The 14175-nt window shown below is 42.6% G+C and carries 14 protein-coding genes; 4 read left to right on the top strand and 10 right to left on the bottom strand.

Going from position 1 to position 14175, the window contains the following annotated elements; translation table 11 throughout:
• Positions 1–513 precede the first annotated feature (513 nt).
• Positions 514–1038, top strand: coding sequence for a hypothetical protein (locus CDC37_RS16820; protein WP_096626325.1), 525 nt, complete (start codon positions 514–516; stop codon positions 1036–1038).
• A gap of 315 nt (positions 1039–1353) precedes the next feature.
• On the opposite strand, the gene CDC37_RS16810 is transcribed toward CDC37_RS16820, so the two are convergent.
• From CDC37_RS16810 to CDC37_RS16790, 6 genes are all read right to left on the bottom strand, one after another.
• On the bottom strand, positions 1354–1743 hold the full coding sequence (locus CDC37_RS16810; protein WP_096623368.1) for a RidA family protein: 390 nt from the start codon (positions 1741–1743) through the stop codon (positions 1354–1356).
• Positions 1744–1775: 32 nt separating this feature from the next.
• Positions 1776–2594, bottom strand: coding sequence for an inositol monophosphatase family protein (locus tag CDC37_RS16805; RefSeq protein ID WP_096623366.1), 819 nt, complete (start codon positions 2592–2594; stop codon positions 1776–1778).
• A 123-nt stretch (positions 2595–2717) separates the two neighbouring features.
• Positions 2718–3350, bottom strand: coding sequence for a precorrin-8X methylmutase (locus tag CDC37_RS16800; RefSeq protein WP_096623364.1), 633 nt, complete (start codon positions 3348–3350; stop codon positions 2718–2720).
• 114 nt (positions 3351–3464) lie between these two features.
• Positions 3465–4274 carry a TPM domain-containing protein gene (locus tag CDC37_RS16795; protein WP_096626323.1) on the bottom strand — a complete coding sequence of 270 codons (810 nt, stop codon included), beginning with the start codon at positions 4272–4274 and terminating at the stop codon, positions 3465–3467.
• Between the two features lie 330 nt (positions 4275–4604).
• Complete coding sequence (locus CDC37_RS24995) at positions 4605–4901, bottom strand: HNH endonuclease (protein ID WP_231943073.1); 297 nt, start codon at positions 4899–4901, stop codon at positions 4605–4607.
• Positions 4886–5530, bottom strand: a complete 645-nt coding sequence (locus CDC37_RS16790) for a reverse transcriptase N-terminal domain-containing protein (protein ID WP_197707015.1) — start codon at positions 5528–5530, stop codon at positions 4886–4888. Before CDC37_RS16790 ends, CDC37_RS24995 begins: the two co-directional genes overlap by 16 nt.
• 891 nt (positions 5531–6421) lie before the next feature.
• Here CDC37_RS16790 and CDC37_RS16785 point away from each other — a divergent pair.
• On the top strand, positions 6422–7414 hold the full coding sequence (locus CDC37_RS16785) for an AMIN domain-containing protein (protein WP_096623362.1): 993 nt from the start codon (positions 6422–6424) through the stop codon (positions 7412–7414).
• A 547-nt stretch (positions 7415–7961) separates the two neighbouring features.
• Here CDC37_RS16785 and CDC37_RS16780 read toward each other — a convergent pair.
• Positions 7962–8498 carry a DUF3172 domain-containing protein gene (locus tag CDC37_RS16780; RefSeq protein ID WP_096623360.1) on the bottom strand — a complete coding sequence of 179 codons (537 nt, stop codon included), beginning with the start codon at positions 8496–8498 and terminating at the stop codon, positions 7962–7964.
• Positions 8499–8537: 39 nt separating this feature from the next.
• On the bottom strand, positions 8538–8768 hold the full coding sequence (locus tag CDC37_RS16775; protein WP_096623358.1) for a hypothetical protein: 231 nt from the start codon (positions 8766–8768) through the stop codon (positions 8538–8540).
• A 311-nt stretch (positions 8769–9079) separates the two neighbouring features.
• On the opposite strand from CDC37_RS16775, the gene sfsA reads away from it, so the two are divergent.
• Positions 9080–9811 (top strand): DNA/RNA nuclease SfsA, encoded by a 732-nt coding sequence (gene sfsA, locus CDC37_RS16770; protein ID WP_096623356.1) that lies wholly within the window; start codon positions 9080–9082, stop codon positions 9809–9811.
• Positions 9812–9822: 11 nt separating this feature from the next.
• Here sfsA and CDC37_RS16765 read toward each other — a convergent pair whose 3' ends face one another.
• Positions 9823–10080 carry a MoaD/ThiS family protein gene (locus CDC37_RS16765; RefSeq protein WP_096623354.1) on the bottom strand — a complete coding sequence of 86 codons (258 nt, stop codon included), beginning with the start codon at positions 10078–10080 and terminating at the stop codon, positions 9823–9825.
• 53 nt (positions 10081–10133) lie between these two features.
• Positions 10134–11003 (bottom strand): tetratricopeptide repeat protein, encoded by an 870-nt coding sequence (locus tag CDC37_RS16760; protein ID WP_096626321.1) that lies wholly within the window; start codon positions 11001–11003, stop codon positions 10134–10136.
• Between the two features lie 805 nt (positions 11004–11808).
• Here CDC37_RS16760 and CDC37_RS16755 point away from each other — a divergent pair.
• Positions 11809–13845: an elongation factor G gene (locus tag CDC37_RS16755; protein ID WP_096626319.1), complete on the top strand. Its 2037-nt coding sequence runs from the start codon at positions 11809–11811 to the stop codon at positions 13843–13845.
• Positions 13846–14175 lie beyond the last annotated feature (330 nt).

Raw genomic sequence — 14175 nt, 5'->3', positions numbered from 1 at the left:
ACTCTGTCTTTGGTTTTAAACAGGCAAGTTTGCCTAATTTTTAAGAATTAATTTTGCTGAAAAATAGTGGATTTGATTACAGTTTTTATCAACAATATGGAAATTACTGAATGTGGGAATCAAAAGACAATATATGGGAATACATAATACCGAATATAGTTACGGTTATTCTATTTTGGATTTTAGATTTTGCGGAAAGTTGGGGAAGAGAAGTTACCGGGAAGATTTTCTTTCCGGTAATCTTTTTATAATCTCGCTACCATTAAGTTGTAGAGATTAGAAGTTACCACAAATGTACAATCTGGAAATCCCTATATACGCTATTGATAAAACTATGGCAATGCTTATCGGGAGTCACAAAAGCGATCGCGTAGCGGATTCATGGGAAGCGATCGCCCCTAGGAAAAGATGAATTTCTTCCAAAAACCCAATATGTTACAAAAAGCAGAGGGTAATTACTGATAAATATGGCAAAATTTGGAGGAAATTACCAAACATCAAGGAAACATCAATATGGGACTGTTTGATCAAATTCTCGGTGCTGTTGCCAATCCCACTCAACAAGGTAGCATGGAACAAATTGGTAGTATTCTGAATATCGTCCAACAAATGAGCGGTAATGTCGGAAGCGACCCATCCTCCATGCAATCAGTAATGTCCGTCGTTGGCGAACAAGTACGCAACGTCCTACAACAAAAATGCGCTAGCGAAGGGGAAGGAGCAGTCCAGTCATTAGTTAACCAATTTGCAGGAACAACAGCGAATCCCCAAGCGGTTTCTTCTCTGTTCACGCCAGAGATGCAACAGCAAGTGGCACAAATGGCTGCTCAACGTACAGGCTTAGATGTGTCGATGATTCAACAAGCCCTACCCACCATTGTACCAATGATATTGAATTTACTGAATACAGGTGCTAGCAATCAAAATCCAGAACAGGGTGGCAACCCGGTTTTACAAAGCTTTTTAGACGCTGATGGGGATGGAGATGTGGATATTGCCGATGTGATGCGTCTTGCTAGCCAACATCTTGGTAAATAGGGTCTGCGGTTCGCCTGCAAGCGCTAGCTGTGAAAGTCTGAAGCGTGAGGGTAGGGAGTAGAAGAAAAATCAATCCGTTACTCAAGGCTTACAACTTACTTGCTCAAAATCCAGGTAAAGTCAAACAGGATAAAAATGGATTCCCAATCCAAAATCCGTCTGGGAAAGTTTGGCGGAAGAATAAATCTCCCCCGAAGTTTACCGGAAAGCGCAAAGTCTGCGGGGGATACTCCCCGTAGAACTTTGTCAGCAGAAAATCTTCTTGGTAACTTCTCTTCCCCAAATTTCCGCAAAATCCAAAATCGCACTATCTTCTCAAACGACCGCAATACATTCAATTTCCACTAGCACATCCTTGGGTAAGCGGGAAACTTCCACACATGCACGTGCAGGAGCAGACTCAGGGGAGAAATACTCACCATAAATCGAATTTACCGTGGCGAAGTCATTCATATCCTTGAGAAAAATGCTCACCTTTGCCACATTTTCCCACTTAGCACCAGCCGCAGTTAATACCGCTTCCAGATTTGCCATCACTTGTTTGGTTTGAACTGCCACATCATCCGCACCGACAATACTTCCCGTATTTGGGTCAAGGGCAATTTGTCCAGAGACAAAAATCATTTGTCCAGAAGCTGCGATCGCTTGATTGTAGGGACCAACGGGTGCAGGTGCATTATTTGTATGAATGATTTGGCGAACCATAGATAATTTCAGATAATTAATAATCTCAGGAATTATACAATTATTTGTTTCTGTTTGTTTCCCACCCGTGCTAACTCGGTAATCATCCCTTGATGAATATGACCATTGGTTGCCAAAATCCGACCGGAGGAGATATCCAAAGCAGAACCATCATAGGCAGAGACCATCCCCCCTGCTTCCCGCACTATAATCACACCAGCAGCCATGTCCCAAGGGGCAATTCCCCGTTCCCAATATCCATCTAATCTACCACAAGCCACATAGGCTAAATCCATCGCCGCTGCACCACTACGTCGCACCCCTTGGGTCAGATGGGTAAAATGGCAAAACTCAGCATAGTTATTATCAGTGGTTTCACGACGGTCGTAGGCAAAACCTGTTACTAATAAACTTTGTTGTAAACTCTGGGTTGGAGATACCCGAATTGGACGACGGTTACATGTAGCTCCCAATCCCTTAGCTGCCCGAAATAGTTCTTGACGGGATGGGTCATAAATTACACCAACTTGCGGTTCTCCGGCAACTAATAAACCAATGGAAACCGCGAAGACGGGATATTGATGGGCAAAATTGGTTGTTCCATCCAAGGGATCAACAGCCCAAAGGTATTCATGGTCTTGATTTCCCAAAGCGCCTGATTCTTCCGCGAGGATGGAGTGTTCAGGTAAGTGACGGCGTAAAGTTTCTAAAATCACCGATTCTGAAGCCTGATCAGCAATGGTGACTAAATCACCAGGACGACCCTTTTCGACAACAGAATCAGCTAATTTGCCTAGATAACCTTGGATGACTGCACCAGCAGCTAAAGCAGCTTCAGTGGCAATATCTAAATATTTTTGTAGGTCAGACATGTTGATGGAAAAAATATAGAGGATATTAGGCAAAAGGCAAGGTTTATTAATTAACTGAAAGTGAGTGGGTAATAGTGAGTAGGGAGTAGGGAAAAACCATTATTTATCCGTATATAAGGCGACTCACTGTTTACTAACTTCTCCAAAAGCTTGCCAAGCCAGGTCTATTAAGGCATCCATAATAGCTGTGGCAACCGTTGGATTTCCTTTGCGTCCGTTGATGGTAATATTGGGGACGGATGATTGTTTTAGGTCATCTTTGACTTGCTGGGAGTCCAAAAAACTGACTGGAGTGGCAATAACTAGGGCTGGGTTAATATTATTTGATTGGATTAGTTCCACTAGGGTCGTTAGAGCTGGAAAAGATTGCCCGATGATAAAAATCGCTTCTGGATGGCGTTTGGCTAGAACTTCCATTCCTTGTGCTGCTTTTGTTTGGGTAGTAGTTGGGGAAGTTGCTAAATTTTTCACATCCAAACAGCAATAAATTGGATTGACAAAGGTGTGCTGAATCTCCTCAGCAATTCCGACTTGCACCATTGGCACATCAACTATAATTACAGAACGGGCAGCAAGAGCTGCCGCAGCTGAGACTAATGCACGTTCGGAAAAATGAATTAGGGTTTTGTAATCTAAATCAGCAGTCCGATAAATTACTCGACGGACTATCTCATATTCGGAGGGAGACAACAAGCGATCACCGATTTCTCGATCGATAATTGCGAGGTTTTTTGCGTCTGTTTCATGCCATTCCATTTTTAGCTAGTATTCTGGTGGGTATCTAAAAAACAGCCAGGGACTTGCGAATAACATCCCCGGCATCATACCACGAATTAAATTTGATTTGATGGTTGATTCTGTTTATCGACCTTATGATTCTGGATTGGACGATGGACGCATAAATATCGGTGATAAATAGGCGACTAAAGCCCCAATAGCAAAAGCCACAATATTACGGACTAGGGGCAACCATTCCGATGTGCGACTTACTACAGGCCCAATACCAAAGGCGATGAATAAAATACCCCACAATGGTGAAAAAATTAATGCCCACTGCCATGCGATCGCCTGGCCTTCTCGACGCGGTTGGGCTGCAAAACCGCAAACTACACCCCCAATTAGGGAGGTAATTAGGGTCAAAATCCATTGTTCGTCTGGTAGTCCAGGAACAACTTTGCAGCCTCCCTTCAATAAACAGGTCTCTAAGGTATTGATTGTTTCTAGTACGGCTTGGTCTTCCCCATGTTCACGCACGTAGTATAAGTTACCAAATCGAGTTTGCAACTCAATCCAAAAGGTACGTGGCAATAAATTATACACCGCATCTCCCACGCTAAAACTGAGAATGTTCCCACCCCGCGCATCGGCAACTAACAAAATACTTTTATCGTCAAGTCCCCAAAAGTTAATTACCGCTCGACCAGGGGTGCGGTCATATTGGGTCAAAACCCGTAATTTCCAACCCGTTTTATTTTCAAAGTCATTTAATTCTTGAACAAGCTTACTTTCCTGGATATCCGTAAAGGTTTTGGCTAAATCTACAACTGGAGTGACTACATCCGGTAAAACATCTGGATTCTCATAGGCGTAAGCACTCGGTGGGTGAGTCACCCAAACAGAAACCCCTACCCACAACGCTGTCACAAACACCAGAATTCGCCGCCAAAAACCTTGTTCCATAGGACTTAAGCTCATCACAACTTCCCAACTAGCAATGCACATCCCCACATAAATGTGAGTGTGTTCTCTCAATATATGTTTACAATTTTTACTTTAACAGAAAATCATCACAAGTTCTTAAGGGGTGGGCTGTGTGGTGGTGATACCCGAATTATTTACAGTTGGAGAATTTGCAGAAATTGTAGGGATTGGGGTATGGGGTAAAATCAGCCAAAATTCATTGTTGTGTAGAGAGGATTAAAGTCAGTAAAGGAGTCGCCCCCTCTACTGCTCTCCAAAACGGAACGTGACAGTTTCCCGTCATTCCGCTCCTCAGTAATACAGCACTTGTCATGTGTACGTCATTACCAACATATCATTAACCCAAATATAATTATTTAGGTCAATCAGTGGCTTCGGGTTAGCACTGTTACAGCTAGATTTATTCCCAAGACTGCCATCCGTAGCCGTCTTTTTATCGTGACAATGCCGATGGAGTAATTGCCAGTTTTTATATTCATCTTTTCCCCCTAAGGTTTTCGGGGTGATGTGGTCTATTTCCATGACATCTCCATCTTTGAAGGTTAATCCGCACCATGGGCATTTTCCTTTTTGCTTTTTGAGTAGTATTGCTACTCTAGTAGGCATTTCAGGATGAGAACCCATTCTTGTACGCATTTGGCGATGTCAGCATCTAATACATACTTTGCCTTTTGATTAATGGCTGTGTATATTGCTGCTATCGCATCATGGCATGAGCGTCCCGGTCTAAATCCATACGAGTTGGGTTCAAAAATGCCCTCCCATTCTGGTTCTAGAGCCATCTTGACAAGAGCTTGTACTGCTCGGTCGTACATTGTCGGTATTCCTAAAGGTCTTTTCTCCCCGTTGGGTTTGGGTATCCAAACCCTCCGTGTTGGTTTAACCTTTGCCCCAAGTTTGAGATTCTCTACCAAGTCAAGACGTTCTTTAGGAGTTAATGCTTTTATTCCATCCACTCCTGCGGTTTTCTTCCCTTGGTTATCTTGGGTGACACGACGTACTGCGAGTGTTTTTGCACTTCGGGACTTCATCAGTGTTTTTTGGAGCCTGCGAACTTTCTTGACATCTCCACGACTAGACGCTCTGTAAATTTGTTTTTGTAGCTTATAAACCTTCCGTTCTAACTTCTTCCAATCCGTTAGTTCCCAACGAAGGAAAGCATCCGTTTCTTCCGAAGATAGGATATTAGGTTGGTCACATCCTACAGTATTCTTTCTTGAATCTGTTTTAGGCATATCTACTACTACTCTCAACTTTACACTCTGTATTACCGTGAGTCCGTCTGCATATCTCTGCTATTACCACAGAGCGTTCGCTTCTGACTCAATCTCTTCCACCAATAGCCTGCTTTACCAGATGTTTCGTCTTAGCTGACTACTCAGGTTATCGACCAATCCTGAGAGCTATAGGTGGATTACTTCGTTCCACATAATCTTTGGTTTGTCCACTATAGGATGATACTCTCCATCGAGTTTTCGGGTGACGCTGTTAAGTCGATTTAAATCCTCTTAACTCCCTAACTATTGCCCTTTTGGGACTCCCAGTGTGTCATCCTTATTTCACTGGTTTGCAGTAACGATGGTTCAGACGTATCTTTGCTTACGCTATCCGTATGGACTTGCTCACGGGCTTTGGGTTAAGGTTACCCTCTGCTTTCCGCTTTTAACCCCGCTTTACGGATTGATGGCTAGTCTCTACCGTAGGGGTTATGCTTTCACCTAAGCGTCTTAGGGATGAGACTTGAACTTTCTAGGATACTTGTTCTCACTCATAAGATTATGTAGTTGTCATCTCCAAAGGATTTAAGTGCGTACTCAACCTATTGGTTACTTTGGAGAGCCAGTCGTCCCCCGATTTCTCGGTTTAGACTGAACGAATCGCACTTAATTGCTGCATCTTGACCTCTATTTATCACAAGTAAACGGTAAGCCTTGAGTAACAGCTTTATTTTCTTTCTATTCCCTACTCCCGTCACGGACTATTCTTTAGAAGCTTGGGGGATTTTTGAGAAATCCGGGTTTAGACAACATAAATCAACTCATATTTGTATTCAGCAAAGTTCCTGTTTCCTGTTCCCAATTTTCCAGTTAGAGCTATAATCTCAGCATTTCAACAGAGATACACCCATGCATACAGGTAGGTATTTTTTCTATCTCACAATGGCTGTCACTTGGGGGACAAATTTAGTTGCTCCCTTAATTGCGATCGCATCTCCCAATAACCGTCTGGAAGGTTGGCGATTTTCCCCTGATTACCAACAACTCGATTTTGTCCTCTCTGCACCAACCCAACCTAGTGTATTTTATTTACGAGAACCATCCCGTTTAGTGGTGGATTTACCGAATACTAAATTGGGAATGGTTGACACTCGCCAAGATTATCCTGGCTTGGTACAACGGGTGCGTGTATCCCAACTCAACGCCACCGATACCCGTATCGTCATGGACTTAGCACCTGGTAGCCCTTTTAACCCGGCTCAGGTTCAAGTCCAAGCCCTTTCCACGACTCAATGGTCAATTCGTCCCTTCACCAACATCTATAGCAACACTCAAATTAACCCTTCCGGGAATTCCCCATCCCAATTCTTACAAACCCAACCAATGGGTAATCCACCCGGATATAATCCTTCCCCTCAACCTAATACTCTGCCACCAGGGGTGTATCCTCCGTCACCACCGACGAATTATCCTGGTAATAATCCTTGGAAGGGAATGCAACCTACGAATCCGAATAATCCCAACTTTCCCAATTCCAGCCAGAACTTCCCCAACCAATCACCCCCCACGGTTGTAGTTCCCCCTATCACCCCAGTAAATAACAATCCCGGTGGATTTCCCAATAATCCCCTTCCTCCACCCCTATTTCCTAATCAACCCGGAACTTGGCCTAATCCCCCTCTAATTACCCCCAACCCACCCAGTCAACCCCCCCTATTTCCTAATCAACCCGGAACTTGGTCTAATTCCCCTCTAATTACTCCCAACCCACCCAGTCAACCCCCCCTATTTCCTAATCAACCCGGAACTTGGTCTAATCCACCAATTTACCAACACAACCAACCCGGTCAACCAAATCAAATTCTGGAATTACCACAGCAACTACCACCTGCTTCACCATAGGTAGAAGTTGCACCTATACAACAAGAAATTTTGACTTGCAAAAGTCGGATTTTTGTCGAGATTATCTGGTGAAATCAGACTAATTTCCTAGATCCGACTTCACCTAACATCTTGTATCTTAGGGGCATTCACAATAAATTTAACTAGTGTATGCTCCAATTATTCAACTACGCTGCCGTCCGCCAACAGTGTAAGTCCATATCAAATGGACCACAAATACAACATAAACAGTGAGAGTAATTAATTACACATCTAATTCGTTTGTAACTTAAATACCCTCCTCAGCTTAAAAAATATATATAGAGACGCTATATATCTCGTCTTTACTATTCTTCAACAAGCCCTAGATTATAGTTATTCACGTATTAATTTGTCAGGCGCAAGACTGGAGTTCACCTGACAAGTCTACACTAACCAGAAAAAGGTAAGTAGCCAAAAGTGTGCTGCTGACACCATAAGTGTAGATGGGCGTAGCGCAGCTTCTCGAAGAGATGAAAGTAGTTTTTCCTTACTCCCATCACGGACTACTCTCTTTCAAGCGAGCGTTTTAGAACCTTTCCGTTTCAATTTGTGGTGCAACAGCACCTTCGGAATTGAGGAAAAAGTTTTGAGCAGCTTCATTTTGATATATACAACGGATATCTGGTTTGCCACCGTCTAATTTACCCGTATATCCAAAGGTATTTAAACGATTTCTACAATCCCGCACTTGATCTGGGGTAATAAGTTTACGTTGCTCCAATATTGCCCAGTTGTTTTGACGAATCACGCATCCTGGACGAATTGAAGGTTGCGCTACATAGACATTAAAGGGGTTGAGGGTGACAAATAGCCTCGCATCCATCACCATTGAACTCGCACCATATTGGATACAAATTTCTGGGTCGGGTGCTTTTGTATCGATAAATTCTCTGGATGCAACGTTTGTGGGGGTGAGGGTGGTTGTAGAACTAAAAGCAATACCAATCCCAATTCCTAATACGAATACACCTCCGAGGATGGCAATCGTTGTCAGGTTAAACAATGGGTTCTGAAATATTGAGGGTTTGGATGTTCCGGTTCTTCCTGGTGGTCTACGTTTCATAATTTTTTTGAATAGGTTTGAATAGGAATATATGTTTATTTATGAGGATTTACGCAAAAGTAACGCCACTGCGACTAAAACGTAGCAGATCGACTCCAGGGTGCGATCGCAAAGTAATCTCTCACCTAGCAAGCTTGCTGCGTAGACGCGCGTAGCACGGTGCAAAAATCCTGCGGTTGCTTCCCGAAACTGCGTTTCGGTCGCTGCGGACAAATCTTCTTTGCGTAAGTCCTGTTTATATGCTGCTTCCGGATACAAGGATATTAACACTTCGGAAAAATGTGAGTTTTTCCAGCGTTAAATATTTCCAATTCTAGCGATATCGCCAAATATATTTTGTAATCCTAGGATAGCTCAAACTTGTCTGTTGTTGTAGTTGTGTTGCAGTTAAAGGATTTAGGATACATTAGTCTTACTAATTACAAGTTTTGGATTGTCCTGAAGGTGTTACATTAAATTTTGGCAAATTTTCTCTCATGGCGATAACTCTCCACGCTCAACTGTCAACAACCCAATGAAAAATATATCAGCGTGCAAAGTATAACGACCCTATCCTCTCTTCTATCTCTCTTTACCTCCAGATGTCTAATTCTTTGATTTATCAGTATCCACCTTTATTCTCCGGTGTTTTAATTCAACGTTATCAGCGGTTTTTTGCGGATATTCAACTTGACAGTGGAGAAGTGATTACCGCTCACTGTCCGAATACCGGTCCAATGACTGGTGTCTGTGTGGTTGGTAGTCCTGTTATGGTATCAAAAAGTAGTAATCCCAAGCGCAAATTGGCTTACACATGGGAATTAATTCAAGTTAATGATAATCAACAACCAACCTGGGTCGGTGTAAATACGGCTTTACCGAATCAAGTGGTGAAATTGGCTTTGGCAAAGTATTTATTTCCCAGTTTGGGGAGTTATCTACAAATTAAGGGAGAAGTTCCCTATGGTGCGGATAAGAAAAGCCGCATAGATTTTCTCTTGACGGGGAATGACACAGATAAACCAATTTACTTAGAAGTCAAAAATACAACTTGGACAAACGGTAAAATAGCTGTTTTCCCAGATACGGAAACAGCCAGAGGGCAAAAACATCTACGGGAATTAATGACCCTATTGCCCCAGTCGCGGTCTGTGATGTTGTATTTTATTAATCGGGGTGATTGTGATAAATTTGCACCCGGTGATACGGTCGATCCTAAGTATGGTCAATTATTACGTCAAGCGGTGGAAATGGGTTTGGAGGTGTTACCCTGTATTTTTGAGGTGACTCCTGTGGGAATTAGTTATCGGGGTTTAGCTGAGTGCGTGTTTTGATTTGTTGTGAACTACCCACCACTGACGGGTGGAATTAATACCACTTCATCTCCATCCTGAAGGAGAGTATGGGGTGCAACAAAATTGAAGTTGATTCCAAATCTGGTGACATCCTGCCATTGGGATAACTCAGGATGTTCCGCGATCGCGCGATCGCAAACTGCCTTGACTGGTGTATCTTGAGGAAACTGCCATTTTAATTCCGATACTCCATAGGCTTCCTGATAAGCAGCAAATAACTTGACGGTAATATTTATAATTTCTGACATAATTCGATTTCCAACAGCAAATAATTCTGTTTCCTATCTCCTGTATTCTTAACCTATCGTAAATTCTGAACTTGCTGCATCAATAAACTCGTTCGATTTGCCCATTCTTGATTATTTTGCATTTGGTACAAATCCCGTGCATACTGAAGAACCTGTAATGCATTTGCATATTGTTTTTGTTGGATAAATACCAATCCGGCTCCATAGTAAGCATTGGCATAATTAGGATTAGATTCTGCCGCTTTCCTAAAGGCATTCAAAGCATCTGTAAACTTATTTTCTTGAAATAAAATAGTCCCTAGACTGTAATGGGCTTCGGCATATTGAGGATTAATTTTAATTGCCCGTTGAAATGACTCTCTGGCTTGCTTGACTCTATTTTGTTGCAGATAACAATTCCCCATATGGAAGGCTGGTTCCGGGGCATTCTTACTTAATTCTAACGCTCTTTTAAAGGATTCTATGGCCTGATTACAATCATTTTGTTGTTGTCGTAATAGCCCCATATTATAATGGGCTACTCCCAGGTTACGGTCAAGTTGAATTGCTCTTTGTAAATAATCATTTGCCTGTTGAAAATTCCTTCCCTCCAACAAAGCACCACCTAAATTGGCATAGGCGAGGGCGAATTTCGGGTCAGCAATAGTCGCTCGATAAAAAGCCATCGCCGCCATTTGTAATTCTCCCACCTGACGAAATGCCAAACCCAAATTATAGTGGGCTGGTGCAAGATTTGGGTCTAATCTGATGGCTTGCTGAAAGGATTGAATCGCCTCCTGGGTTCTACCAGCTTGAATTAATTGTAAACCATTGTTAAGGTAATCTACAGCATTTCCTTGTGTACCTGGTATAAACTGGGTAAATCCTGGTGATGAATATAAGCATAGAATTAGTGGAGTGGATGCGAATAAAATACCACCCATTAATAGCCAATTGAATAATTTGAATAGTAAGGGGTGGGAAGTGGGGAGTTGAGAAAAGGAATTAAGTTTTTTCTGGTTTATTGGTGTTTCTGTCTCGTTGATAACTAATCGAGAAATGTAGGTGTTTTTGTCTGGTAGTTGCATAATGAGATTTTTTTATTTCTTCTTTATCAGTGATTTATTTATTGGTTTATTGGTGATTATTGATGTTCAGACTTCAACAAAGTGTCAACAATCATGATAATTTTTGGTTTGTAGTCAGTTTTGATCACCTACTCCCTTCAAGGAAATATAATTCACGTACTGACATATTCCCCTCGTGATTTACTGATAGTTGACCTTCAAGCATTTATCTCAACGAAAAACTCAGTTCATCAACGTGAAAAATAGAGATTCAAAACACAAATCATGATTGACATAATTCATATATATTAATTGATATATATATTTTGCTATGCTTACCCTCAGATTCACTTATGGTTATTTTCTAATCCCTACTCCCTATTCCCGACTCCCTCCAGTTAGATTATTTTCTACTCCCTATTCCCTCCAGTTATAGATTTAAAAGTCACAGCTAATTCCCCAGTATGTGTATTTATCGTAAAAAAACTTTATCTAATGAGATTTTTTGAGATTAAAAAAACAAACTTGTGGAAAGAAATATTACAACAACATCACATTTTAGATAGTGGTAATCCCAGCAGGATAAAGTTAAACCAAAGGCGGGATAAGGTGACACAGCATAAAGGTTATCCCGAATACTGAAAAGATGCGGGGAAAGAGAATCACCGCGAAGGAGGTTTTTATGACCAACAAAGTGCTATCGGGTTTGCGAAATGTGGCAATTGTCGGTCCGTATTCGAGCGGAAAAACTACTTTACTAGAAAGTTTATTGTTTGTCACGGGGGCGATTTCACGGAAAGGTAATATTAATGACCGCAACACCGTAGGTGATAGTGCGCCAGAAGCACGCGATCGCAGCATGAGTGTGGAAGTAAGTGTGGCAAGTTGTGAGTACGAAAACATTCTTTTTACCTTTATCGATTGTCCTGGTAGTATCGAATTTGCCCAAGAAACCTACAATGCTCTCATCGGTGTCGATGCGGCAATTGTCGTTTGCGAACCCATCACTGACCGTGTGCTGACGTTAGCGCCACTATTTAAGTTCCTGGATGATTGGGAAATTCCCCATCTAGTTTTCGTCAATAAGATGGATCGGGCAAATATCAACGTCTTGGATACTTTACACCTACTCAAAGCCGTCTCTAGTCGTCCCCTGGTGGCTCACCAATACCCAATTATGGCAGGGGAAGAACTCACCGGATTCATTGACTTGGTGACGGAGCAAGCTTACAAATACCACCCCGGTGCAGCAGCAGATAAAATACCTTTTCCCGAACACCTGAAAGCAGAAGAGCATGCAGCGCGGAATGAGATGTTGGAAGCGCTAGCAGATTTTGATGACCATTTACTGGAAGAACTTTTAGAAGATATTGAACCCTCCCAAGAGGAAATCCTCACCGACCTGAAATTAGAGTTAGGAGCAGATTTAGTTGTACCAGTATTTTTTGGTACAGCGATGAATGACTACGGTGTCAGACCTTTATTGGAAGCTTTATTGCGGGAAACTCCCGAACCAGAATCTACAGCCATCAAACGGGGTGTCACAAACTTTGGTGATACCCCGTTAGCACAAGTACTAAAAACCTTTTATACTCCCCAAGGTGGTAAAATTTCCCTGGTGCGGGTTTGGAATGGCCAACTCACTGACGGAATCGTTTTAAATGGTGTGCGGACTGGTGGCATTTATCGGTTGATGGGACAACAAACCCAGAGTCTCAATCTTGCAAATGCGGGAGAAATTGTCGCCTTAAGCCGGATGGAAGGAATCAAAACGGGCGATATTCTCACCAATAATGGGAAAACCATTGAAATTAAGCGTGCCAATACCCTCAAACCAGTTTACGCCTTGGCAATTACCCCCGAAAAGCGCAACGATGAGGTCAAACTTAGTAGCGCCATCACTAAACTTCTAGAAGAAGACCCATCCCTCGCTTGGGAACAACACGGTGATACCCACGAAGTAATTCTCTGGGGACAGGGTGAAATTCACCTACAAGTCGCTCTAGACAGGTTGCGACGCAAATACAATCTTCCCATGTCTACCCACCTTCCCCAAGTCCCCTACAAAGAAACCATTCGCAAACCTGCTTCTTCTGTCCACGGACGTTACAAACATCAAAGTGGTGGTCACGGTCAATTTGGGGATGTATATTTAGATATTGCCCCCACTCCACGGGGTGAAGGCTTTAGTTTTAGTGAAACCATTGTCGGTGGTGTTGTCCCCAAACAATACATTCCTGGGGTGGAAATGGGTGTGCGGGAATTCCTTAACCACGGACCCTTGGGTTATCCTGTGGTGGATGTCGCTGTCACCCTAACCAACGGTTCCTACCATTCCGTTGATAGTTCTGAACAAGCCTTTAAACAAGCAGCGCGTTTAGCAATGCAAGCAGGAATGGGACAATGTCAACCCACCCTGTTGGAACCCATACTACGGATTCAGGTTTCGACACCCAACGAGTTTACCTCGCGAGTCTTGCAAATTCTCACGGGAAATCGGGGACAAATTCTGGGTTACGAAAGTATCCATGATTGGCCAGGTTGGGATTGTGTAATTGCTTACCTCCCCCAAGCAGAAATGCAACACTTTATCATTGAACTGCGATCGCAAACTTTAGGAGTCGGTACATTTGAATGGGAATTTGACCACCTCCAAGAAGTACCAGAAAAAATCTGTAACAGCATCCTTACCAACAATGGTGGGAATGGCAGTAAATAATAAATAGGGGGAAGTTGGGAATCGGGAGTTGGCAGTAGTCACCGGATGAAAATCACTAACTTTTCCTTTTCCCCTATCAGTTCCCAATCCATCGAGAAAAGTTTGGGGAAATAGTCAAATTCAGCATATCTCCTACCTGTTTTGTTCCCACGTGGAGGTTTGGGAATGAGGGAAAGTCCTGATGAAGAAGGCTTACACCTACGTTAGGGATTGCAGAAAAATCGTAAAGACGCGATATATCGTGTCTCTTTATTATCTTGTAGGCGTTAGAGGCTATTTCGCCAATGGAAACAAATAGGCGTATAGAGCTAAAAAACCTTGTATCTGTAA

Origin of the sequence: Calothrix sp. NIES-3974 (assembly GCF_002368395.1) — a bacterium.
GTDB lineage: Bacteria > Cyanobacteriota > Cyanobacteriia > Cyanobacteriales > Nostocaceae > NIES-3974.
This window is presented reverse-complemented; position numbering and strand designations above follow the sequence as displayed.